Raw genomic sequence first — 25,638 nt, forward strand, 5'->3', positions numbered from 1 at the left:
TTAGCCTCCTAAAACAGTTTGCATGGTTTCCCGATATCGCACCAAGTCAACATAATTTGCATGTTGTCCTTGTTTGCCAAGTGCCTGACGCATTTGCTCAACATCTGAAAGAGCCAGTTTAATGGTCTCAACCAAAGCAGAAGCTTCACTACTTTCAAATAGATGATCAGGAGCGATATAGAGTCTATTGTGTACCGTTTGGTTAAATCCAAGAATCAAGAGATTATGTTCAAAGGCCTGACGCACCGCCTGCAACAACTCATTGCTGTGGTTTATATCCAAGTAAATATCCGACAGTTGATACAGCTCCTGAATCTTCTGTGGACTAGCGTTCTGATAAAGGACCACATTAGGATAGCGAAGCATGTCTAAGAGCTTAGAAGACATCTCTGTCACCGCTGCGATACGGAAGGTAACATCAGGCAAGGCTTCTACGATTGCTTCTACTTGCTCAATCTGATCTGAATTAGTCAAGATTAAGGTATCTCGTCTTAGGAAATTATCACGTTTGAACTGATAATGGTAACCCAAGTGCACAAACTGATCATGGTATTTCTCGTCAGTCAACTCTAAAGCACGTTCATAAGTCGCCTTATTGGGAATGATGATTTTCTTAGTACGCACATCATCACTTTCCAAAATCAACTGCATATTGCCTGGAATGGTATCATAGAGAGGTTCCTGCCAAACCAAAACATCTGAGCCAGACTTATCTGGATGATGGAAGGAAACCAAGAAAGGAGTCGCTAAGGTATTAAAGATAAGCTGATGACTATCCAATCCTAAATCTTGCAAAAAGAAGATTATAAATTCAACCTTATTTGCAAAGTAACGCATGGACTGACCAGGCAAAGTCAATAAGATATCACCCGTCACATGGTTTTCAAGTAAAACTTGTTGACTATTGACATCTTGGTAAACTGTCATAATCGGCTCACTATCTGCGCTATAGGTCGTTGTAGCAAAGCAAGCACCAAAGCGATTATAATGATCAACCTGACGTACTCGACCTTCTAGATCTTTCCAGTCTACTTGCTTAACCAAACGAGCCTGCAAACCATCAGCATAATGAATGACGGCTCTCTCCTCTGTCATATCTTCAATACGAGCAGACTGATTATTTCCTGAAATTTCCCAAAAAGCTGGAACAGGAACTTGGTTAAAATAAAGAGGTTTTCCCTTTTCATATCCTAGATAATAAGTAAAAGGAGAGACCAGACCATCAGGAAGAAAACCATCTGCATCGATGACTACTCCAAGTTGAGAAAGACCAGTAGCGACTAAACTTTCATGTAAATCTCGACTTTCCTGACTATAACGATCATAAAGTTCAATCATGGAGCACCTCCTCTACTGTTTTCTTCCACTTTTCTAAAATTTCTTCTGTTAAGAAGCCTTCTGCAATTTGGTAAGAATGGGCACGCATGGCTTCCAAACGATTTTCTTGATACACTTGGCAAATCTTAGCTGCATAAGCTTTCTTGATTTCATCCTCCACATGGTCAGATGAGCTTGGAATCAAGTAGCCATTTTTACCGTCTTCAATGAAAGTTTGATTTCCATATGGAACATCAAAACCGATTAAGGGTAGACCTGAACCAATTGCTTCCATCAAGGTCAAACCAAATCCTTCGCTAGTAGAAGCCGTCAAGTAAACCTCATACTGGCTATAAATCTGCGAAAGTTCCTCATGCCCCTTGAGCTGTATATAATCCTCAGCCTGATGAGTTGCAATAATGTCTCTAAGCAGAGAATCTTCTCCACCACTACCATAAATATCAAAGGTTAGTTCAGGTATTTCCTTACGAGCTTCAATGACCGCCTTGACCAACCAGTCAATGTGTTTTTCTTTGGCAAGACGTGAAGCGGTAATCAATGAAAATGGCTTACGTCCTTGACTTGACTCGGTCAAGGAATCAATACTTCCTACAGGAATGGTAACAACCTTTGGTTGGTGCTGGGTGTATTTGGCAAATTGCTCTTGCAGAACTTCTCTCTGCTTATCAGTTGATACGATAAAGAAGTCAACCTTATCTGCATTTGTAAACTGATAGTCATAGTAGTTGTTCCAAAGGATATAGTCCTCATTTGTAGCATTTTCACTATAATGCTCCGCATGAACAACTACCGCTAAATGCGCTGCTTGTGCTTCCTCAAAAACAATCTGTCCAATGCCTGTCTCCCTATCAAGAATGACCAAATCAGACTTATTCAAATTCAAGGATTTCATAAAGGCACGCATGAAGGCTTGTTTCCCATATAAAATCTTATCCTTGAAACGATAAACTTCTTCCTTCCCTTGATTCATCAAGATATCATAGGCCGGAGTTCCGTCTTCATTGTAAAAAGTTCGTTGGTATAGGACTGCAACATTGTCCTTGGGAGCAAAATACTCGCTACAATAACGCGTATAAGAAAAGTAATCCTTACGAATCAGTTTTCCTTTAAAGACATATTCCGCGTGTTGAACCAAGTCCTTGTCCTCATCTACCAAATAACAGGTTACAAACTTATCTTGATCAGAAAAGAAGACACGCAAGACCTTACCATTTTTTTCTCTGTGACTTTCTTCACCACCGAAATAAGCCAGGACATCATCCACTGTCACGCTAGTCGGTGCAATCTTTATGTCTGTAAAATGATTATAAAGCCAGATCACCTGATCATCATCAAAACCAATATTAGATGTTAAGTGCTGAATGTTATCAGCTAAAATCATATCCGTAAAGATAAACTTAGAGGACAAATTTAATTTCCGAAAAACACCCGCACGATAGGCTTGGGCATATTCAACACCACTGCTGGCCCAACCAATTCCTAAATTTATGTTATAAATTGTCATATATTCTCCTCTTATGGGAAATGAGTCATAATTTCACCTTTAGAAGTAACTTCAACAAGTCCCATCAAAAGATTACGTACCATATCAGACCGAATCTGTTCTTTCATGGCTTCAAAACCTGCGTAGGCTTCTTGATAGTACTCTACGATCGGGTTTTTCTGACTAGCAGACTGGCCACCGATAGCCATCGATAACTGTTGGAGATAGTCTACCTGCTCTACCCAGTTGTCATCAATAGCCTTGAGCATAGAAAGTCGTAAATACTGTTCATACAGACCATGCTGATCAAGTAATTCTTTCTTTTCAGAAAGTTCTTTATCAATCACCTGCTTCATAAAGCTACGAACTGCGATTTTGTCAGTCACATTTACATAGTCTGGAACTTCTTTAATATGGAAACTAATATTGGTCACAATGAAGTGGAAGAGTAGTTCTCGGCTTTCATAGTCTGAAGAAGTCACTTGATCTATGTAGCTAGCAATGATTTCATCAACAACATCTTCTAAGTCACGAGAACCATCTATTAGACGATTACGCTCCTTATAAATCATATCCCGTTGAATATTCATACTCTCCGCATATTCTAGTGTCTGACGACGCGCCGTACGTCCAGCACTATCACTAGCATGCTGAGCCTTTTCTACTAGCTTACGATATTTACGACCTTTCAGTACTTCCGGTTGAGTCATATCTTTAACTTGGTAGTCTTTATACTTTTTATGCACCCAAGATGGGCCAAATTTCTTGATAACATCGTCCTCTAAAGATACAAAAAACTTACTCATACCAGGATCTCCCTGACGACCAGAACGGCCACGAATTTGCAGGTCAATGCGTTGACTTTCCATCCTCTCCGTTCCAATAACAATCAAGCCCCCAAGCTCTGCTACTCCTTTACCTAGCTTAATATCCGTACCACGTCCTGCCATAGAGGTAGCCACTGTCACAGCCCCCATCTGACCTGACTCGGAGATGATTTGGGCCTCACGCGCCGCATTATTAGCGTTTAGAACATTATGAGCAATCCCTTCACGAAGCAAGAGTGATGAATAAAGCTGAGACATTTCAACTGAGCCTACAAAAACGAGCAAGGGATTTCCCTTAGCATGGTATTCCTTAATGTACTCCAAGGAAGCATACACTTTTTCAGGTAAAGTGATATATAGATTATCTGGATAGTCAATCCGTTGTCTAGGACGATTGGTTGGAATGCGCACTACAGACATATTGTAGGTTTCAATAAACTCTTTTTCTGCAACCTTACCTGTACCTGTCATCCCGGATATCTTATTGAACATTTTAAAAAGACTCTGATAGGTGATAGAAGCCATAGCCCTTGTTTCTGGAGATAATTTGACATGTTCCTTTGCCTCAATGGCCTGATGAAGACCTCCTTGAAGTTTAGTTTGTTCCAACAAACGACCTGTTCCCTTATCTACCAGTACCATTTCGTTCCCACGAATGACATAGTCCTTGTCTTTGGTAAAGAGTTTATGGGCTCGAATCGCATACACTAAATGACGAGCAAAGACCGCATGTTCTTCCTTATAAAAATGATCTATTCCTAAGAAACTTTCAGCAGCCTTAGCCCCCTTGGTAGTGAGCCAGATTTCATCCTTCTCCTCTTTAAAGATATAGTCCTCCCCTTCTACCAAAGTCGTTACCAGCGTGTCAATAATACCGTAGTGATTAGACTGAACACGCGGGGCTCCGGCAATGATCAGAGGTGTCTGAGAACTGTCCAATAGAATATCATCAATCTCGTCAATAATGACGTAATCAAATGGTCGTAAAAATTTTCCTTCCTCATTTGAGGCTAGATTATCATTTAAATAATCAAAACCTAAATTACTATTAGTTGTATAAATGATATCGGATGCATAAATTCTTTTTTTCTCTTCTGACGTCAATTCCTCTTTAGGATCATCTGTAAAAGGTACCCCAATTGTCAATCCTAAGAAACGGTAAACTTGTCCCATCTCTTCAGCATCGCGTTTAGCTAGATAGTCATTGGTGGTAATCAGCATGGTTCCTTTTCCTGTCAGGGCATTGAGATAAACAGGCATAGTAGCTGTCAAGGTTTTTCCCTCACCTGTATTCATCTCAGCGACATTTCCCTGATGGATAACAATTCCTCCCATGACTTGGACATCATAGGGAAACATGCCCAATACACGTTTATCCGCTTCACGAACAACTGCAAACGCTTCTACCAATAGGTCGTCAAGAGTTTCACCCTCAGCAAGACGTTGACGAAACTCCACTGTTTTTGCCGCTAGTTCTTGGTCTGATAAAGACTTCATCGTTCCTTTAAGGGCATTAATCTTCTTTAAAATTCTTTTGACTTTACGAAGTTGGAAATCTTGATATAAACCTTTAAACACGATTCATCTCCTTAATAGAAAAAGAATAGAAATCCAAGGACTCAAAACCAGCACTTAGAAGGGAAACTTGGTAGGTATAGGTATCATCAGGATAAGTAAAATCAAAGACTTTCATTTTTTCAATTTTCTCTTCAATCACATCTCCGTATCTATCAAAAAAGGCAATCTTTGTATAAACTCCATTTGTAGGTTGGCATTCAAAATTCATGCATAATTGATAATCGTGATTTCTTTTTAACAAAGGGAGGCTAGGCTGAGTACGAGCAGCCTGGTAATTGACATTAGAAAACCATGTTTTTAAGATTTCTCCTGATGTCACTAAGGGATTATATAGACTAATATGTTTGTCTTCATAATAGGTTACCTTACTACCATACATAAATGTCCCCCCTACTTCGCCCCACTTAATGTCTGTTCTCTGATTGATAATCATTTGTCCAACCTTCCAAAATCTGATTTCAAAATCATACGGTAAAAATGTAGAAACCAAGCAACATTGGTATCTGTATCATCATTATGTCGTCCATCTGTACCTTTAGACAAAATCTTAGCCCCTGTATGGCAAAGATGTTCTACTAACTGATCGTAGGCTTTGCTGTCCATATCTTCATCCTTCATATAGGACAAACCAAAAATTGTCTGGGTGAAATCAGCCTTTTTAAAAGCATTCCAAAAAGTTTGATCCAGATCTTCCATATGCTGGGGACTAACTCCGCCCGTCTGATGTCTCAGTACATCAAATCCTGTATTAAATACTCCTGGTGCCTCTAAACGCCCTCGTCTTGCAATAGTCCCAATGTTAGCTAGTGGCTTCCCGACAATAACTGCACGCGGTTCAAAAGTGGCTCCATAGTAGAGCGATGGAAAAGTTCCCATTGATAAGCCTGATAAAATTAAATCTTTAGATGTCAAACCAAGATAATCCAAATAATATTGAATGGTTTCCTTAATCTTATTCTCTAATCCTTCACTACCTAAGTAAAAGGCTCCACCCACAAGACGAGGATCCGAAAATAGAAGAAATGGACATCCTAAATTTTTCATCATAAAATATCCTTCAAATCCCTCAGCTGGACGAAAACCTGAAAAGTAAACAGCTAAAGGTGGCTTAAAATCACCTGGATGGAAAAAGTAATTAATTTCATCTCGATTTTCGTCATGTAATATGTTACCACCAAGGACAAATTTCCCAAACTGTTTTCGGCTCCAACGTTGGTGAAGATTCCCTAACTGGAGTTTGCCTTCACCACGTCCTTCAATCGATATATATATCAAATAATTAGCCTCTTTACTATCCATAATTATAGCTTTTTCTAAATCAGCTTCTAAATAAACTTCCTCTTCAAAAAATTCATCCACTGAACCATTCCATATCTTGCGAATCACCAACCTAAACTCAAAATTTCCTTGTTTTTTGTACTCTAACCATAGTTCTATGGGTAAGTTTTTATCGACCATAAAATTATAGGACCAGTAAGCTAGTTGTTGGAAATCCTCTCCAAAATTCCCTTCTAGAGTCACGTGTTCAAATCCTTGATAAGAAATAGAACCTTTAAAGGAGGGATGAATTTGGATACCAGATGGAAATAGTTTATCACCGTAACCTCCACCAAAGAGAGAAGTGGACAAATCATTGACTAATTGCTGAGGATCTGAGAAGTCTATAGCCTGAGCACACCTCTGCTTTAACAAATCAAAAATAACCGAATCGGACGTCTTAAACTCTTGATCATAAAAAAGAGTGTAAGGCTCAATATGATGAATAAAAGGCAGTAAATCAGATAAATACTGTCCATCCTCTATTAAGATAGCATGAAAACTGGTTATCCCTTCCATTTCCATCATTTTACGAAGGGCTAGCGGTGAGTTGGGACAGAAGTAATACCAATCCATGTTTTCAGGAATTTCATAATGATGAGCCCAATTATCAATCCCTATCTGTAGGATCTTATAATCCTTTGACATCTGTAACCTCCTCAATCCAGTGATGCAACTTATCTAAGAATCGTTGTCCAGTATGCTCCTTGATTTTATCAATAGAGTATACTAATGCTTGGTTCCATTCTTTCAGTTTATCTGTATAGTAATGTGCCGCCTTGGAAAATTCGGTCACATCTGAAATCAAATAACCATTTTTCAAATGTTCCACATAGACGGTTTCGACCTGATTAATCTGAGGAATCCCTGCACTAATACCTGCTATTTGGGTATAGAGGTGGGGTTGTTTATTGAGATCCACAATCAAACGAACAAACTCTAGTGTCTTAATCAAATCCAACTCGTCATTCATATTGACAAATTGAAAACGTAATTCCTGCTCTTGATTTTCTTCTAAAGGATTTTCTGCCTCACCGTAATCTATTCCTTTTTTTAAACTATCAGTATGGATTTGTTCCTGAATGATTTCATTGACAAGTGATTCTACCTCTTCCATTTGTTGCTGACTAGCAGAAAAGGCACCAAAAATAACTTCTGTATTTTTTGTTTCAGCAATGAATGATAAGACCTGAAATAAGGCTTGTCTATCAATTCCTTCAGAAAAATCTAATTGATAATAAATAATCGATTCTTTTCTAGTCTGACTTCTTCCCAGTCGTAAACGCGTATCAAAAGGAGAAAGATGATAAAATTTATCCGATAGAGTAGGATATAGTTCCTGCAAGAGTTGTAAACTATCTTCTCTATCTACTAAGACTATATCTGCCTGATCAAATGATAGAGCTAAGTCTTTAAAACTAGCTTGAGCATTCCTATTAATGAAAAGACTCAATATTTTAGCAGTTTCACTTGGTAGGCAACTGAAGATAAATTGGTCATGATAGGGATGAGAAGGGATAATGAAAATATCCTGTTTTTTTTGTTTCTTTTGAATATATTTATCAAAAAACTCTGCAACCAATTGACTCATATCAGCGTAGTGAAGATGTTTAAATTGATAGCCAAATATTGGATTTACCTCTACTCGGCCTCCCTCGTTTAAATACTCTCTAAATCTCCAAATCCCCTTAGGATTCAAATAGTCCTGATAGGTAGGCTGTCCATCTTCGAAATAAATAACACTTGATACAAAACCACGGTCATCCATAATATAGTGCTGACTTATCTGGCCATTCTTATCAAAGTATTGGATATCACTGATAAATCCTTCTACTCCATGCTCCACCTTTGCATACTTTTTACCATTTTTTTGAACCACTATCGCAAAAGGACTATAAAGAAATTGACAATCACTATCCCACTCTATATCTCTTATATTAAGAACCTGAGTGTGGGGGTCTTGCAAGTCTTGCATGTCATCAAAGATAGAATAGACTTCTGTCTCTAATACACCATGTCTATGTAAAAAGTAACGCAAATGTGGCTGATAGGCTAATACTAGTAGTCGAGACGGTATCCCTTGTCTTTGAAAAAGCCTAATTTGATTGAATGTATCATCAAATTCAAGCTTAAAGTGAGAATAATACCATGGAGTCAAATCAGCGTGCCATTGGCGGTTTGAACCATACCAAGCTGGTATAAAATAATACATAAAAACCTCCTAAATCAAGGGTTTATAAGTTTCATTTAATCTCAGAGCTTTCATTTCATCTTTAATTGTAAAAATCATACCTCCGAACATCATAAATAAACCTGGAATCATAGCAATCCTCAATAAATTTTCATCAGATAAAACAAATAACATTGGAGTACCTGCCATCAAAACATTAAAGATTCCTCCTATGATCGAAAAGCGCAACACTAATCGATTAATAAAATGACTTGTTTCCTCTCCTGGGTAAACTCCATAGATATACTCTCCAGATTTCTTCATCCGATCTGAGATTTGGTCTCCACTCATATTGACAAAAGCAAAGGCAATACTAAATAAAAAAATCATGGCAATATATGAATAAATCCATAATGGTTTTCCGACTCCATATTGAGCCGATAGTTCAGAGAAAACTGATGACTTCGGAAAAAGAGTCTGTAACAATAAAAAGATATAGGTAGGTAAACTTAAAAAACTCATTACATACATAAAAGGCATACCACCAGCTGGATTTAACATTATTTCCAAATAAGAATAGCGCTTAAATCGACTACGTAAACCAATCTTATGAACTGGTATACGATAACGCGCTCTATACATAAGTACCATCATATAAATTAATACAATACTACTCAATACAATAAGTAACATTACACCCATAGAAATTCGAACAAGCTGAAATGTATTTATAATATCTTGTGGAATATTTAAAATAATACTAGCTAGTAAAATAACTACAGAACCACCTACTCCAAGTTGAGCATTTAAATCTGATAACCATATGAGAAAGAAGGAGCCAGCTATTAATAACAGAGTATTCATTATGATCACTAATAAGGAGGAATAAAGATGTTGTATCGGTAAATTCAATGAGAGCGCTAAAGATTGAATCAAAGCAATGACTAGTGTTAAATACATCTTTCTTCTATCTTGAACTTCTACTGCCCCTGAAGAAATATTCAATTTCTTAGAAAAAGAGAGTAGTTGCCATAGAATCATTGACGACATCCATGGTGATAATCCTATAGAAAACAGAGACAAACTTCTCAGATTCCCTCCTAGTAGTGCTGTTGAAAACGCCAAATATGCCGTTGAACCACCTAGAAAGTCTCTACTGTTCAAATCAACAAAAGGAAGAGTAAGTCGGCTTCCCAATACATAGATAAACAGCAAAAATAAAGTTATCAATCCCTTTTTTACTGCTATTGATGAATAAATTTTTTTCACGAAATACTCCTTATTAAATCTTAGTTTGAATTTCACTATAGTTAAAATTTGTACTTGACTTAAGACTAGTTTTCCAAACTCTTTATAGCTTTAACCATTTCGTCAGGTCTATCTACAGAGAAAATACCACTGTAAATACTATCATCTAAGAATTTCCTAGTATTATCAAAAGTAAATATTTTTATCTCTTTATCCCTGGTCCTAGACAAGACATCCAAAACCTCTGCTCCATGATTAATATCTAAATAGACCGTCGCATCATCTAAAAGCCAATCAATCCTATTATGAATGATACTCTGATAAAGTTTCACATTTTCATAAACTGAAAGATGAGTTAAAGCAGGAGCACAATATACTGGAGCTCCGATATTAAAATGCCAATCTGGTAAAGACTTTATTAAATATTCTAAATGCTCTACTTCTAAAACCCATGTTGCAATAAAAGCATTCTTCTTAGATTGGTTACTACGTTCAAAATAATTAAGATTTGCTTTTTCTGATATCATTTCAGACCAATCTAAATCTCTATATACCCACCACAGTTCTCGAAGACGCGATATACTATAAGTCTTCCAAGGTTTATCAGGATCTGCAAAATGCGTAATTACCGGCCACTTTTTATTTAAATTTTCTATTTTCCCTGACATATGTAGAAAATCCAAACCAGTTAATTGATTAAACTTGTAATCTAAATGTAACCATCTAGTCTCAAAATAAATATTTAAGATACTTTGGTCTGCCATTTGAACTTGATCTTGCTTTTCTTCTGTCAATACCAATAACTCATGCGTAATATTTTGATCTCTCCACATATCATTATTGATTAATAATACTCCAGCATGAAACCATTAATAGAAAGTTCCTATCCATATTTGTCCTGTACTGCTGCTATAGAATAGCCATTAAAATCTAATTCAAATAAGGGACTTAAATCACCACTCACAATCAAGATATAAAGCTCTACCTTCTTCAACAATGTTAGGGATTAAAAATCTATAAAATGTAGCATAGTTTATAGAATTTGCCGTTTTAAAATCTTTAAAGTCACTAGAATCCAAACGAATATTTTTAATACTGGAATCAAAATATTTTAATTTAGGAACTAATAACTTAAACCATTCTGGTGCTATATCACTATTTAAAATATAAAAATCAACTTCTGTATTATGACAAAGAATCGACTTAATTGTTGTCTCTAACTAAACTAAATAAGCATTATCCGCTGCTAAGACAATTAATTTTCTTATGACTTTCCTTCCATAAAATTCTTAATCATTTCTACCATATCATCAGGTCTATCATGATGGCAAATCCCAACATATCTTTCCTCAGGTATACCAGAGAAATATGTGTTATCAAATGTTAACATTGGTTTTTGATGTTTTTTTACATACTCATAAACTATGTCCATTTTTCCGTCATGATTAATATCTAAATATAAGTCTGATTTCTCAACTATTTTCTCTACTAAAAGAGGCAATATATTTGGATATAAAGTCACATTATGAAAACGAGAAAGAGAAAGCAGCTCACCTGACATATTTGTAAATGCCGTAAGATGAAAATGGACATTGGGCAATTTCTGAATAAGATAGTCAATTTTTTCAACATTCCAAGAATTAGTTAAATTGACACAGTGAAATTTTGGTAGATATTCTTCAACAGTGTAACAAAGACCTTGTTCACTCCAATGTTTAACAACTTCAGACCACTCGAGTAAGTTATAATGCCACCAAACTTCCCTTAATCTACCTACAGAAAATTGATTCCAAGGTTTATCCTGAGATAAGAAATGTAAAATTGTCGGTAATGGATTTAATGAAATCTGAAAAATAAATTCATGATTATGTGCTGCAGCACCATAGTCAAATCCTATTTGAAAATTGTAATTCCAATCTAAATCTTTGTAACAATCATGAAAGAGCATATTTAAAATGGACTGATCTCCTTCTGCCACATTTTCATGTTCTTTTTCTGTTAATTCAATCAATTTTTGTCGAACATTTTCAGATTTCCATTTTTTATTATTGATTAAAAGAACACCAGCGTTAAAGCCAATTCCTACTCCAAAACAAGAACGTGCTGCTGCCAGATAATTTTCACCTAAATCTAGTTCAAACAAATCGGTCAAATCACCAGTTACAATCAAATCACTATCTAGATAGAGAGCTTTATCTTCTGTTACAAAATCTGGTATAAAATAGCGTGCAAAGGTCATATGATTGATATGAGGCAATTTATTTGACCAGTTCATTTGAAATTGGGGACCAATTAACTTACAATCAATCAAGTCGCTTCCTATTTCTTGTAATTTTGGTCGTAAGAAACGAAACCACTCTTGAGGAATGTCTTGATTGAAAATATAAACTTTCAAACCACTATTGTGATAACACAAAGATTTTAAGGCAGTCTCAATCTGTCTAATATATCCATAGTCTCCTGCAAAAACTACAGCTTTTTTATCTTCTAACATTTTATCTCCTTTAAGTTTAAGGTAATTCATTACGATAAGACAGTGAGCACTTGACTATTATATGCCTCATCTTCTATAAATTCAATATCTTGATCAAAATTATGTTCCGCAGTATGCTTGTGATGCAATTTAACCTTTGTATCAACTCCCATTTTCATCCATTCATACTCTGAATCAATATGACCAATATCTAGAACCCGATAACCCTTCTTAAAAAGATTATAGGATAAAATTTTAGCTGTAGGACCAAGCATACATAAAATAAGGCGATTTTCAGCATACTGTAATACAGCTTCTTGAATCTCTTCTATACGCGCATAAGCATTATGGGAGGGACAGATAATCCGCTTAATTGAATTTGCTCCATCAAATAAATCATTACCTACACCTGAACGAGAAGTTACTCCTTCTACAATCAGAATGTCCTTATCCTTCCAAATTTGTTTTAATTTTTCAAACTGACTAAACGATTTAGATTTGTCCACATAGTCTATGTATGGCCGAGATACAAATGTAGTCCCATACCAATCTGCTCTAGCTAATTCTACATAATCTTTTAAATGATGTTCTAAATGTCCCTTCCAGAAGGCTTCCGCTGCTGGTGTAAAATTAGAACGATCAGCAAATACATTTGGTAAGCCGATAACTAATTTTTCATCACTTTGAAGAGAAATAATCTCTTTCAACTGACTTGCAAGATTCTCATCATATACTTGATAAGGAATAGATTTCCCTAACATTAAATCCATCTCTCCATCTCCAAAGCGAATAATAGAAGATTGGTTTTCTATTACATAATCTAGAGTTTGACCGATATCCTTAACAATAATCGCTGGAGTTCTTGCTTGGAATGTTCCAGAAATAAGATTTTTAATATCTTCTACCATACGTTCAGGTGATTTTGAAAAGTATATCTGTTGTCCAAAAGAGCCATGTTGGGTACTCTCAAAAGAGAAAATGATTTTATTCATTTCATAAACTGACTTCACAATATCATGTGTCGAATGACCACAGCTAATATCCAAATACAAGCCCATTCTTACTTTTAATTGTTCTAATTTTTCTATAGTTATAGCTGGATGTAAACGAATATTTCGATAGTTATTTTGTAGTTCATATAACTTAGGCCCCATATCTGTCCAAGCTGCGACATCAAAAATAACATGTGGAAGATATTGAGCTAAATAGTCTAATTGTTCAATGTCTTGTGTATCTGTAAATATTAAGCAATGAAATGTCCCCTGATTATAATCTTTTAAAAACCGAGAATGGCTAGCATAGTCTTTGATAGCTTCTATCATTAAATTGATATCTTCTTTGTCAAATACCATTTGGTTATACATTCCATGCTGTGTATTGGAAAAGCTTAGGATAGGAATCCCAAGTTTATCAACATCTTTCAAGATACTGTCAACTTCCAATCCCTGATGGATATCCAAATAAATACCCACTTTTCTTTTCAGTTTTTCCAGTACAGGTGGAACAATCTGTGGATGTAATCTCACATTATCATATACAGCTAATTTTGTTAGTTCCTCACCCATATCCGTCCAAGCCGCAATATGAAATACCACATCTGGTAGAGCTGTAACCAGCTCCTCTATTCCTTCTAAATCTTGGGAATTAGTTAAAGTTAAACACGAAAATTCTCTATCTAGACGAGGTAGAAGTTCAAACTCTCCTATATGGTGTTGTAAAATCTGACTCCATTCCAAATCATGGAATTCCCACCATAAATCACGATAACGATTGGCTATCAAGGTAGTCCAAGGCTTTCTGTAGGTCGTAAAATGAATCACCACTGGTTTGTCATTAAAAGCTAGATGTTCCTGCCAATTATTATACAAAGCAACACCATCATATCCTACTTGTAAATTATAAGCTCGACCTAGCTCCAACCAATCATCTTGCAAGACTTGATTGAAAATCGTTTGATCTCCATTAAAATGTTCAAAACGACCTTCTTCAACTTCCTTTGTTGTTAGGATAGACTGTTCAATTAGTCGTTCTTTTAGTTTCTCTTGACGCCATTTTTCATTATTGATTAGTAGAACACCAGTATTAAAAACTTGACCATTTGCATCTCTAATCGCTGCGAGATAACGTTCTTCTATATTCTGCTCAAATAGATTGTCTAATTTATCATTGATAATTAAATCACAATCCAAATACAAAACCGTATCTTCTTGTATATAATCTGGGATAAAATATCTAGCATAAGCAATCGAACTAATGTGAGCTTGTTTTTTCCAATTCTGAAATACAGTCTGTTCAGGTAGTTTAACATCGATAATCTCACTACCTAACATGCGAGCTATTTTTCGTGGTTTTCGAAACCAATCTGGCATGATATCTTGATTTAAAATATAAATCTTAACATCTCGGTTGTAGTATAGGATAGATTTTATGGTTGTTTCTAATTGCGTGGTGTAATTACAATCACCAGCTAATACAATTGTTTTAATCATCTTATTCTCTTAAGCAATTCCCAAATGGTAGATTGCATCTACCAATAATTTTTTAGTGAAATAACCCTCTTTTAACAGATAGCTAAAGATCTTTATCCGATTCGTCATTTCTTGATATTCTTGTTGATTCATTTTATCAACTATCTCATGAACCTCTTCTAGGCTATCTGCCACAAAGCCCAAGCCTTGATCTACTATAAATTTAGCAGTTGACAAGCTACTTGGTACAATTACCGGTATGCCAGCTGTCAGATAGGTACTAACCTTATGAGATATATTCAGGGTGTAATATTGGTTACTTTCTCCATCATTTTGATGAGTTCCCCAGACAAGACCAAATCCACCTTTTGATAATTCTAGTAACAGTTCTTCGTCTTTTTTCCATCCTTCAATGCTAAGATTTCTAGCGTTAGAACTAGCCTCACCTTTATTTGAAAATACTCTTAAAGGCGTATCTTGAGACCAATTTTGTAAGTCTGGAAAACGCTCTAAACTTCCAGCAAAAAAAAGTTCTTTTTTAAAAGTTGGAGTATATAAGGATAAATCATGAGGATGATCCCACATACCTTGAATAAGAATCTTCTTAGTTGTCAGTCCTTCTTCAATCAGGCGGTCTTTCATTCTCTCTGACGGTACTATTAAAACATCTGATAAATTATACATATACATGTATTCTTTCATGAGATAATAGTTACTGTCAAACATGAGAGGGACAACATCATGGATAAAGCAAATAATTTTCACCTGCATATCCTTCAGCTTATCAAATAAGACACGATCAAATTCAAAGCCATTCCAAGTAGGAGACTGAAAGACTAATATATCTCCAATAGAGATACTGGCCATAATACCATCCAGACGCTTATTCATTTCAGAAGGACTATCTGAAGCAATATTGTAAAAATAAATACCAACTTCTCTAAATCCCAGTTGACTGGCTATCTTTTGAACAGCATTTTGAGCTAGAATGACGGTACTATCGCCAGCCATTCCATATAAGTTTGTTAAATGTAGTTTCATATTATATTATCTCATTTTTTATTACTATCTACGGAAGTAAAGACAATTTTTCCATCATTCTTCTATAAATATCTGTGAACTGTATATTTTATTCTTCTTCAAGACTATCTAATTGATTTCTGTCAATCAAAATATGGTTTATTAAATCATAACCCAAACTAACTAGGATAGACCACCTTTGAAACTCTTAGAAGTATCTTCCAGGTCCAGTAAGTGTCAATTCTTTAACTGCCTATATTTTAGTATCTATCACTATTCAATAATTCTTTAATCGTATCTACCATCTTTTCCGGTCTCTTAGATTCACAGATGAAACTTGCTTTTTCTACATGATGACAAGTATTATCAAATGAAAGAATAGGTTTTCCAATTTGATACACCTCTTCAATAATATTAGCAATTTCATTTTCATAATTAATATCCAAATAGAAATCAATCTTTTCTATGACCTTTTTGAAATTCATCGGATTGAATGAAGGTAGTATTCGTACATTTAAATATCGTTGTAAATCAACAATTTCAGATGCAAAGCCTGTATGAGCCAGAATTGAAAAGTGAACCTGCGGTAATTCTCTAATCAAATATTCCAGATGCTCTATGTGACAAGTATTTGTAAAAATAGCTGTATGATAGAGTGGTGCTTCTATGAGTGAGTTTAATCCCTTCTTAAAGTCAGCTTTTCTCATCACAATATCAGACCATTCCAAAGAATAATAGAACCACCAATCTTCTCTAAAGCGATTTAAATTCACTTGATACCATGGTTTGTCTCCTGTAAAATGAATAATTTTAGCAGTCTCTTCTAGTTCTAATGAATCAGTATACCAATTTTCAATTTGATAATTTCTTGCAACTGTATCCATTCCAACCATAAAATTATAAGAAGAATCTAAAGCATACCAACGATTTTCAAATAATTTATTTAAAATCCCCTGATCTCCGAAAGTACTAGTATGAAATTCATTTGTCAACTCAAGAAGTTTTTCTGTTGCATTTTCTTTTCTCCATAAAGCAACATTAATTAGCATAACTCCAGAATTAAAAGTAGATGGAACTAAGGCATCTGCTACAGCCACTAAAGGGTAATCAGTAATATCCTCTAAAAACAACTCATCTATATTTGTTCTAACTATAATATCTGAATCCAAATACAAGACCTTATCTTCCTTCACAAATTGAGGAATAAAATAACGAAAAAATGCAGCATAACTCAAATGAGACAATGGAAGATTATAGTCTCGTAGACTATGATTTGTTATTTTCACATTAACAATTTCTGACGATAATAACTCTAGTCTTTTAGACATTAATTGAAACCATTCTGATGAAATATCATCATTAAAGACATAAAATTTCAAATTACGATTGTGAGCACAAATTGATTTAATTGTTGTCTCTACCTTATCTTGATAACCATTATCTGCACCTAAAACAATAACTTTCTTTGTCATTTATCCCTCCTCTTAATCTATATACTTTCTAATTTCCCGAACCATTTGATCTGGATCGGTAGGAGAAAATACTTGAGCTCCCTCGTTGCAATGATTTGTATTTGAAAAAGAAAACACTGGTTTCCCCATATTCATTACTACATTTGTAATATCATCAATCTCATCATGATAGTTTATATCTAAATAAAAATCTAATTTTTTCATTACTTTATCATAAGAAAAACGATTGTACTGTTGATAAACTGTTACATTAGGATATCTCATTAAATCAATAATATTAGAGGCAACCCAAGTATGAGCTAATATAGAAAAATGAACATCTGGTAAATTTTCTATTAAATATTCTACTTGCTCCAGCTCACAACTATTTGTAAAAATAGCTGTGTATGCCTTAGGAATAACTGTCAAATCTTGATATGTCTGAAATACCCTTTCTTTACGTAACAAAATATCCGACCAATCTAGCCCCTGATAGAACCACCAAATATCTCTATAACGATTTTGACTCATATGCAACCAAGGTTTCTCTCCTGTATAGTGGATGATATAAGGCAAAACATCGTCAGGAAGGGCTGAATTGTACCACGATGATAGTACTTCTGGAGTTGCCTCAACAGCGATATGAATTAAACTATCTAAACCAACCATAAAATTGTATTTACGATCCAATTTTTTCCAGTTTTCCCCAAATACCATATTGAGAATACCTTGATCCCCAAAAACTTCTTGATGATGTTTATTTGTTAGCTCAATTAGTTTTGCAGAAAGATTTTCTTGTCTCCATTTACTAACGTTAATCAACATCATTCCTGAATTAAAGCGATTTTCATACCCTTTTACAAAATAGTCCCGAACACCAGCAATCCAATAGTCTCCTAATTCTTCCTGAAATAGTTCATCCAACGAATGAGTCACTACTATATCCGAATTAAGATATAAGGCTTCTTCTTCCACTACAAAATCTGCTATAAAATATTTAAAAAATGTAGCGTAGGATAAATAAGCACTTGGAAGATGATAGCCCTCTAATTGATGATTCGAAATCTTGACATTGACAATTTCTGAATCAATTACTTTTAATCGTCTATTCATAACTTGAAACCATTCACTCGGAAGATTATCATTAAAAATATAAAATTTTAAGTTTCTATTATGCGTACATACCGACTTAATTGTAGTCTCTAGCTTATTTAAATAACCATTATCTGCTCCAAGAACGATTGCTTTTTTCACTTTATTTCTCCTCATAGATTATCCCTGTTAATAAAAAGTCTAATTCCTCTAGCCTCTTAGTTTCAATACTGTTTTCTAGTCCTTTTTCATTTGCAATTCGATGCCAATAGTCTAGATAAAAATGATGTTATTAAACGTACTGACTTATATCGTAATCTTTTTATGCTACCATCGTAATCCTTTCCAATCTCAAATCATGATTATCTCTAATCATTTTTTCTGAAAAACCATTATTTGAAATGCTAATCTTTCGAATACGATATATAAGTTATTTTTTTACTTGCATAGATAACTTATAATTTGTACCTATATCTTCTTTAATCCTTCCTGCTGGAAATGTTATTTGATCAAATAGTTCACGTTTTGACAATATACACCATGAAGTTTGCAACGTTGAGTCTCCCCCTTCAAATTTAGGTAGCTGTTCGACTACTTTTCTCCCACTATAAACATTCTCATACTCATCTCCATATTCATAAGCTCTTTCCTCATCATAAGCACCATAATAAACTATTGAAACATCTACATTATACTTTATCATCAGTTCATATAAAGTTTCTAAGTAAGAAGAATCTACAAAAGTAAGATATGTCCCTATCGAACGTTCAATTCCAATATTTCTCGCTGAAGATAATCCACCATTTTCTTTTTTCAAAATAACGGAAACGAGTATCCTTAGCAAGATATTCTCTACAGATATATGCTGAATTGTCTGGGGAGGCATCATTGATTAATAAAACCTCAAACTTTGATACGTCTGATTCTGAATACTATCCAAGTACATTCGTAAATAATTCTCAACGTTATAGACTGGATCTGCGATACTGATTAATTCATTTCCATATTATAATTACTTTTCTCCTAAAATTTTTTGTATCTCTGTCACCATTCCATTTGCATCTTCTGTTCTAAAGACTTTACTATATCCACTTGAATCATGACTAGTATTCTCAAAAGTATAGACAGGTTTATTCTGTTCTATTGCTCTATTAACAATACCATCCACCTCTCCCCAATGGTTGATATCTAAATAAATATCTGATTTCTTCATCAAATCCTCAACAATATCATCATGATGAACATTTGTGTATATATTCACATTTTCATAACGATTGAAACTTTCAAGATAATCCGAAATATTTGTTTTAGCTGCTATATGAAAAGCTACCTCTGGCAGATTCTGAACAAGATAGTCTAAATTTTCTAAAGTGTCTGAAGCTGTTAAAGTGAAAACATGAAACTGGTGTTGTTTCCTTGGAATGATTTTCAATTCCTCCTGAGAGGTAACGATAGAATTAGCTGGTATATCTTTATAAATCAGAGCATTTGCTCCAATTATGACATTATCTCCAATAGTCACTCCTTTTAAAATGACAACATTAGTTCCAATCCAACAATTGTTTCCTATCGTTATTTTGTCAGCAGTAAATTGAATTTTTTCGATATGGTAATTTGAGTATTTATGATTATGATCAAAAATCCTTACCCCATCTCCAAACATGGTATCCTTACCAATTTCAATTTCTTTACCACAACGAATCGTACAATGGTCATTAAAGAAAACTCTATTTCCAAGTGTTAATTTAGCATTATTAGCTACTTCTAAACTTACAAATGAACGAAATGTAACATCTGTTCCTAATTCAATAGTACTAGTAGGAGAAATCTCTATATGATGAAAATCTCCTAATAACTTTACCGAATCTTTAAAATCCATGTTTATCTTCCACTTCTCTTAATTTTTCAATCATTGTTTGAACTTGTTCTACTTTGTAGGTTATCTGTCCCACTTCACGATATTTTGTATTTTCAAAAGCTAAAATTAACTTTCCTCTTTCTGAAAATTGGTCTAACATTTCCTCTGTTTTTTCACCATGATTAATGTCTAAAAGCACCTGACTAGTCTCAATTAATTCTTGATCCAGTTCTACTAAATAATTAATCCCAGCATAAACAGTGACATTTGGATAGATCAACAATTGTTTCAAACGATCACTGACCATTACTCTAGCCGCTATCTTAAACTGAATATCTGGCAAGGATTGAATCAATGTATCAATTTGTTCAATATGATCTGAAGACGTATAAATTAAACAAGTAAGAGGTTCTCTGATAGGATAGATATGGGATTTTTGTAGTGGGTGTAAATGATGATTTTTCCCTAACTCTGTCCATTCAATACTATGATAATACCACCAAACATCACGATAGGTCTGCGCAGCTAAATCAAACCACGGCTTTCTATGTGAGAGATAGTGGATAATACTAGGATAATCTTGACCTTCAGGAAATTGATAATCAGTGAACTGTTTATGAATGACAATATGATTATAATCAAAGTCCAATTCCAACCATCTGTTTTCAAAAAGCATATTTAAAATACTCTGATCAGCCTGATCAACCTTATCATGCCATTCATTGGTTAAGTCAATCAGCTTTTGAGTCATATTCTCTTGCTTCCAAAAAGCATTATTAATCAAGAGAACACCTGCATTAAAGATTTCTCGACCGAAATAGGCTCTTCCCCCGAAATCTCTAACAGCAGCCAAAGGATAATCTTGTAAATCAGTAGCAAACAAGTCATCTAGATTTTTCGTTATAACTAAATCACAATCCACATATAGAGCCTTATCTTCTTTCACGAAATCAGCTACAAAATAACGCAGAAAAACAGTGTAACTAATATCCGTTTTATAACGTGAAATTTGCTCAGACGTCACTCGGCAATTGATAATTTCTGAATCAAACTTTTCTAAGCGCTTATTTAATTGCTTCATCCATTCATTTGGAAAATCACTATTAATCAAATAGAAACGGATGGAGCGATTGTGGTAACAAATAGACTTGATAGTCGTTAAAACTTGGTCTACATAGGCATAATTTGCTGCGAGGACAATAGCTTTCTTTTCATTTTGCACCTGTACTGATAACTGATTTAAAAGAGTTCTTTTCATTTCAAACTCTTTATACGTTGCTGTAGCAGATAATCCACTAGCTTGACCGTTTGCTAGACTGACTTCCAGCATCTGACGATAAACTGCCAAGTGTTTTTCAAGAGGATATCCCATATTAACTAGTAGAGTAATACGCTCAGACATAGCATCAACCAAGGCATGCATCCACTTTTCCGTCCAAATTCTGGAGCTACTTCCTTCTCTTTGGCGATAAGCATATAAGCCTTTATTCAAATAAATTGTCTTCTCAGCAAGTAAGTAAATCTTTTGATTGAGATAACCATCTTCTCCTAGCTTACCTACATCAAAACGTAAGTGCTTAACCAAATCTGCCTTATAAAGCTTTCCCCCAACAGATATCAAAGCGAAACTCTTCATTTCTTGAGACTCGTACAAGTTTTCAAAGATAGAAACATTGTCATAGACTTTCTCATAATAGGAATCTCCAAATACATGGAAGTAGTACATCCCCTCAGCTTCATTAAAAGAATAATAATTTCCAACAGCAATATCAGCCTGATACTCCGTTATTTTTTTATATAGGATTTCTACATAATCTAACTCGACCCAATCATCCGAATCAACAAAGGTCACATAAGATCCAGTCATTCGATCTAAGCCCATATTTCTTGCTTCAGATTGCCCACCATTTTCTTTTTCAATGTAAACAATACGATTATCTTTTTGTGCATACTCTTGACAAATTTCACCCGAATTATCTGTAGAACCATCATTTATGACAATAATTTCAAGATTTTTGTAAGTTTGGTTAATTAAACTATCCAAACATTTATCTAGGTAATGTTCAACATTATAAACGGGTACAATTACCGTAATTTTTTCAGTCATGAAGCTATTCTCCTTTCCTAATATTATAACATTTTTTTGCTATTTTTTAAGCTATTAAGGAATTTCCAAATTAAAAAATATATTTATTTCATTGATAGAATCATTCATACCGCACTAAATTATAATTATCTCTTAAATTGAATAATAATGCAAAATATAAGTTAAATAACTTAAAATATTTAGCGTTATAATCTTACTGCAGTTACACAATAACATTTTCGAATGATCAATCCTAAAGATAAATTTTTAATTCATCTCAGACATCTAAAAAATGACTCGTCTATATGCATATCAAGTATCTTTTAGAAATCTATCGATGTAACTAGCTTTATTATTTTAGAATAGCTATCTAATAAACGTAAAAAAGCGACCCACATCAAAAATTAGATAACATTCTAATTTTTGAGTATAAGCCACTTTTTCTATCTAAAAATAGAGAAACACAAATTTGTGAAATGTGTTTTACTAACCTTTAAAATATTTAGCTGCAATTGCTTTTTTGACAAAAACTTGTTGATAAGATTCCACGTCTCCATGTTTAAGAGTTTCTTCTTCATGAATAGATAATCGCCATTTATAAGCTTGAATTTCTCTATCTAATAACTCCTGAGGAGCTCCAATTAATTGGAGAATAGTCATACGTTCTTCAATACTCTTTAAGGGATATACATCTGCAAGATTGACTGTCCTTGTAACACTTGTAGAACGTTTTCTATGAATATAAATAGCCTTATTCATAAAAGCAATTTTATCTGCCTGAAGATAAACTTTATAAGTTGTGTAATCATCCTCTACACTTTTATCTGTTGGATATACAATATCCTTAAACAGCTCTGTCTTGTATAACTTCGCCCATGGAACTGTGAAACATTGACTGAAATTATACTTACTGTCATATTGATGGTTAAACCATTCAAATGGCGTATAAGTCTGCTCAAAATAATCATCTGCTCCTACATGAATCAAAAAACTAGCTTGATCATCCAAAAATTGAGTAAAGTTTCCGATTGCAATATCTGCATCTGTTTTTTTCAATAAATCATAAAGATTTTGGATATGATCCAACTCCAACCAGTCATCATTATCTACAAAAACGATATAATCCCCAGTTACAACTTCCAAGGCACGATTGCGGCTAGAAGAAACTCCACCGTTTCTTTTATGATAGACTTTAACACGTTCATCTTGATTTTGATAACGTTGACAGATTGCTGCTGAACCATCTGTTGAGCCATCATTAATCAAAATAATTTCAAGATTTTGATAGGTTTGTTGAACGATGCTATCCAAACATTTTTCAAGATATAGTTCTGACATATAAACAGGAACGATAACACTTATTTTTTCCATCATTTTAATCATACACTCCTTTTCTGATGCAATATATAAAACACAAAGTCGATTTCAGTACAGTAGGTATTTTTTAAGATATGCCCTAAATCAATTCTAATATTTCTAATAACGGTTTAGTCACATTTAACTTCCCCAGCATTTTGTAAGTATTCTTTTATAAATCCTGATATATCCTTACTCATGATTTTATCCAATCGTTCAGAAATAATGTCTTCTGGCCAATTCCACCACGCAATTTCTAACATTTGTTCACGGAAAGTAGGCTCTGCGATACGATAACGAATCACTTTGGCTGGATTGCCTCCTACAACAGCATATGGTTCTACATCCTTGGTCACTAGAGCACCTGCTGCTATGACTGCACCATCTCCAATAGTTACCCCAGCCATGATTTGAGCATTGTTACCAATCCAAACATCATTACCAACTCGAGTTGGACTTTTCAAAATATGATCATCAGTCATCTGCAATGACTCATCCGTGTAAAATACTTCTAAACTCTTGAATGGATAAGTTGTAATCAACTCTAAATCATGATTTGCAGTGATAAATTGAACATTATGCCCAATAGAACAATAATCACCAATTATAACCTGACCTCCGTGGTCATAGTCAATTAATTGTGGAATGCCATATGTATGTTTCCCTACCATTAAGGCTCCGTAATCAATTAAATAACGACAAGTATATTTTGTCAAGTAATCAAATAAATCTGGACGCGAATCATATATTCGTATTTCTAAGGGAATCGTTTCCTGATGTAATCCTTCCCAGTAGGAATGCCCTACTTCTTCATAGCAACACTCAAAAACTGCTGTTAGTTGCTCTGACTTAGAATATAATTTAAGTTTGTGATCTTCTAATTTCCAAAACCGCTCATTATCATGACCTGCTCCACCAATATCTCTAATCTTACCATCAGATAAGAATTGAAAATAACGTTGGTGTTGCTTATTTTTATGTGAAAATAGACAGAATTTTCCAGATAGCAATTAAAACTTCCCCCTTCAACTAAATTGACTATATCTATCAGTGTGTCTACAATATGAATAACTTGTCATCCAACTAAAACTTTTATACAAATTTAATGTTACTAACCATTAATATAGAGGTACTATATAGCGTTCTGTTATTATATACATCTTACCACAAATAGCCTTATAATAAAAGTAACTTACATACAATTAACAACTCGGAAATATAATCATACACAATTCAATGTCATGCCGATGAAGTTTTATTTCTTCAAGGATATTAATCAACAAGTAAAATGAAGTCTTAAAGTCTTGTTTACCATAGGCTACAATCGTACAGGAAAAATGTGAATACAAATATCGATCATTAGTGGACATTTACGACGAAATAATGCAAAAAATCCCCTGGATGAGTTTCCATCCAAGGGATTTTTCATAAATCGAAATAATAATAATACTTTTTATGTATTTTTAACCCGATTACTCTTCATCATCACGTTTACGGCGTTTCGCGATCAGACCTAGACCAGTCACAGCTGCCAAGGCTCCAAGGAGTACAGATGTCTTAGAAGCTTCTGTACCTGTATTTGGCAATTGCTGTCTTGACTTACCTGCTGATTCAGATGCTGATGTGCTTGCTGATTCTGATGCACTTGTTGATGCTGACTCAGATGCGCTTGTTCTTGCTGATTCTGATGCACTTGTTGATGCTGATTCAGATGCTGATGTGCTTGCTGATTCAGATGCACTTGTTGATGCTGATTCTGATGCACTTGTTGATGCTGACTCAGATGCTGATGTGCTTGCTGATTCAGATGCTGATGTGCTTGCTGATTCTGAAGCACTTGTTGATGCTGACTCAGATGCTGATGTGCTTGCTG

At 34.5% G+C, this 25,638-nt stretch carries 19 protein-coding genes and 1 pseudogene; all 20 read right to left on the reverse strand.

Features of this window, described 5'->3' with window-relative positions:
- A complete protein-coding gene (gene gtfB, locus HT734_RS04015; RefSeq protein WP_173277519.1) occupies positions 1 to 1,338 on the reverse strand; it encodes an accessory Sec system glycosylation chaperone GtfB in 1,338 nt (445 codons plus the stop codon).
- Entirely contained in the window at positions 1,331 to 2,842 is a 1,512-nt protein-coding gene (gene gtfA / locus HT734_RS04020; protein WP_173277520.1) for an accessory Sec system glycosyltransferase GtfA, read from the reverse strand. Before gtfA ends, gtfB begins: the two co-directional genes overlap by 8 nt.
- Positions 2,843 to 2,853: 11 nt before the next feature.
- Entirely contained in the window at positions 2,854 to 5,226 is a 2,373-nt protein-coding gene (secA2, locus tag HT734_RS04025) for an accessory Sec system translocase SecA2 (protein ID WP_173277522.1), read from the reverse strand.
- Positions 5,219 to 5,659 carry an accessory Sec system protein Asp3 gene (gene asp3, locus HT734_RS04030; RefSeq protein ID WP_140833568.1) on the reverse strand — a complete coding sequence of 147 codons (441 nt, stop codon included), beginning with the start codon at positions 5,657 to 5,659 and terminating at the stop codon, positions 5,219 to 5,221. Before asp3 ends, secA2 begins: the two co-directional genes overlap by 8 nt.
- Positions 5,656 to 7,191, reverse strand: coding sequence for an accessory Sec system protein Asp2 (gene asp2, locus HT734_RS04035; protein ID WP_140833570.1), 1,536 nt, complete (start codon positions 7,189 to 7,191; stop codon positions 5,656 to 5,658). The genes asp3 and asp2 overlap by 4 nt, the downstream gene beginning before the upstream one ends.
- On the reverse strand, positions 7,175 to 8,755 hold the full coding sequence (gene asp1, locus HT734_RS04040; protein WP_140833572.1) for an accessory Sec system protein Asp1: 1,581 nt from the start codon (positions 8,753 to 8,755) through the stop codon (positions 7,175 to 7,177). The genes asp2 and asp1 overlap by 17 nt, the downstream gene beginning before the upstream one ends.
- A gap of 9 nt (positions 8,756 to 8,764) precedes the next feature.
- A complete protein-coding gene (secY2, locus tag HT734_RS04045) occupies positions 8,765 to 9,982 on the reverse strand; it encodes an accessory Sec system protein translocase subunit SecY2 (protein WP_020900722.1) in 1,218 nt (405 codons plus the stop codon).
- A gap of 65 nt (positions 9,983 to 10,047) precedes the next feature.
- Positions 10,048 to 11,169: pseudogene (locus HT734_RS09405) on the reverse strand (glycosyltransferase).
- Between the two features lie 56 nt (positions 11,170 to 11,225).
- Complete coding sequence (locus tag HT734_RS04055) at positions 11,226 to 12,455, reverse strand: glycosyltransferase (protein ID WP_173277524.1); 1,230 nt, start codon at positions 12,453 to 12,455, stop codon at positions 11,226 to 11,228.
- A 29-nt stretch (positions 12,456 to 12,484) separates the two neighbouring features.
- Positions 12,485 to 14,923: an SP_1767 family glycosyltransferase gene (locus HT734_RS04060; RefSeq protein ID WP_173277526.1), complete on the reverse strand. Its 2,439-nt coding sequence runs from the start codon at positions 14,921 to 14,923 to the stop codon at positions 12,485 to 12,487.
- A gap of 9 nt (positions 14,924 to 14,932) precedes the next feature.
- Positions 14,933 to 15,943: a sugar transferase gene (locus tag HT734_RS04065; protein ID WP_173277528.1), complete on the reverse strand. Its 1,011-nt coding sequence runs from the start codon at positions 15,941 to 15,943 to the stop codon at positions 14,933 to 14,935.
- 239 nt (positions 15,944 to 16,182) lie between these two features.
- Positions 16,183 to 17,394, reverse strand: a complete 1,212-nt coding sequence (locus tag HT734_RS04070; RefSeq protein ID WP_173277530.1) for a glycosyltransferase family 8 protein — start codon at positions 17,392 to 17,394, stop codon at positions 16,183 to 16,185.
- 12 nt (positions 17,395 to 17,406) lie between these two features.
- Positions 17,407 to 18,627: a glycosyltransferase gene (locus HT734_RS04075; protein WP_173277531.1), complete on the reverse strand. Its 1,221-nt coding sequence runs from the start codon at positions 18,625 to 18,627 to the stop codon at positions 17,407 to 17,409.
- 268 nt (positions 18,628 to 18,895) lie between these two features.
- A complete protein-coding gene (locus HT734_RS09410; RefSeq protein WP_345889914.1) occupies positions 18,896 to 19,285 on the reverse strand; it encodes a hypothetical protein in 390 nt (129 codons plus the stop codon).
- The gene (locus tag HT734_RS09630) at positions 19,233 to 19,358 is read right to left on the reverse strand and encodes a hypothetical protein (protein WP_260424852.1); all 126 of its coding nucleotides are present in this window, start codon (positions 19,356 to 19,358) and stop codon (positions 19,233 to 19,235) included. Before HT734_RS09630 ends, HT734_RS09410 begins: the two co-directional genes overlap by 53 nt.
- A 119-nt stretch (positions 19,359 to 19,477) precedes the next feature.
- On the reverse strand, positions 19,478 to 20,344 hold the full coding sequence (locus HT734_RS04085; RefSeq protein ID WP_173277533.1) for a DapH/DapD/GlmU-related protein: 867 nt from the start codon (positions 20,342 to 20,344) through the stop codon (positions 19,478 to 19,480).
- Positions 20,334 to 22,430, reverse strand: a complete 2,097-nt coding sequence (locus HT734_RS04090; RefSeq protein WP_173277536.1) for a glycosyltransferase — start codon at positions 22,428 to 22,430, stop codon at positions 20,334 to 20,336. Before HT734_RS04090 ends, HT734_RS04085 begins: the two co-directional genes overlap by 11 nt.
- A 465-nt stretch (positions 22,431 to 22,895) precedes the next feature.
- Positions 22,896 to 23,780 carry a glycosyltransferase family 2 protein gene (locus HT734_RS04095; RefSeq protein ID WP_173277547.1) on the reverse strand — a complete coding sequence of 295 codons (885 nt, stop codon included), beginning with the start codon at positions 23,778 to 23,780 and terminating at the stop codon, positions 22,896 to 22,898.
- Positions 23,781 to 23,896: 116 nt separating this feature from the next.
- Positions 23,897 to 24,436, reverse strand: coding sequence for a CatB-related O-acetyltransferase (locus HT734_RS09590; protein WP_173277538.1), 540 nt, complete (start codon positions 24,434 to 24,436; stop codon positions 23,897 to 23,899).
- Positions 24,437 to 25,237: 801 nt separating this feature from the next.
- The coding region (locus HT734_RS04105) for an LPXTG cell wall anchor domain-containing protein (protein ID WP_173308475.1) at positions 25,238 to 25,638 on the reverse strand (401 nt) is incomplete at its 5' end.

This window comes from Streptococcus sp. k-90, assembly GCF_013277565.1.
Classification (GTDB): domain Bacteria; phylum Bacillota; class Bacilli; order Lactobacillales; family Streptococcaceae; genus Streptococcus.

Bases quoted from the DNA above. Each gene is read 5' to 3' on its own strand.
- gtfA (WP_173277520.1), bottom strand. From the start codon at position 2,842: ATGACAATTTATAACATAAATTTAGGAATTGGTTGGGCCAGCAGTGGT.
- asp1 (WP_140833572.1), bottom strand. From the start codon at position 8,755: ATGTATTATTTTATACCAGCTTGGTATGGTTCAAACCGCCAATGGCAC.
- HT734_RS04070 (WP_173277530.1), bottom strand. From the start codon at position 17,394: ATGACAAAGAAAGTTATTGTTTTAGGTGCAGATAATGGTTATCAAGAT.
- HT734_RS04060 (WP_173277526.1), bottom strand. From the start codon at position 14,923: ATGATTAAAACAATTGTATTAGCTGGTGATTGTAATTACACCACGCAA.
- HT734_RS04055 (WP_173277524.1), bottom strand. From the start codon at position 12,455: ATGTTAGAAGATAAAAAAGCTGTAGTTTTTGCAGGAGACTATGGATAT.
- HT734_RS04090 (WP_173277536.1), bottom strand. From the start codon at position 22,430: ATGACTGAAAAAATTACGGTAATTGTACCCGTTTATAATGTTGAACAT.
- HT734_RS04085 (WP_173277533.1), bottom strand. From the start codon at position 20,344: ATGGATTTTAAAGATTCGGTAAAGTTATTAGGAGATTTTCATCATATA.
- HT734_RS09590 (WP_173277538.1), bottom strand. From the start codon at position 24,436: ATGGTAGGGAAACATACATATGGCATTCCACAATTAATTGACTATGAC.
- gtfB (WP_173277519.1), bottom strand. From the start codon at position 1,338: ATGATTGAACTTTATGATCGTTATAGTCAGGAAAGTCGAGATTTACAT.
- asp3 (WP_140833568.1), bottom strand. From the start codon at position 5,659: ATGATTATCAATCAGAGAACAGACATTAAGTGGGGCGAAGTAGGGGGG.
- HT734_RS04065 (WP_173277528.1), bottom strand. From the start codon at position 15,943: ATGAAACTACATTTAACAAACTTATATGGAATGGCTGGCGATAGTACC.
- asp2 (WP_140833570.1), bottom strand. From the start codon at position 7,191: ATGTCAAAGGATTATAAGATCCTACAGATAGGGATTGATAATTGGGCT.
- HT734_RS04095 (WP_173277547.1), bottom strand. From the start codon at position 23,780: ATGGAAAAAATAAGTGTTATCGTTCCTGTTTATATGTCAGAACTATAT.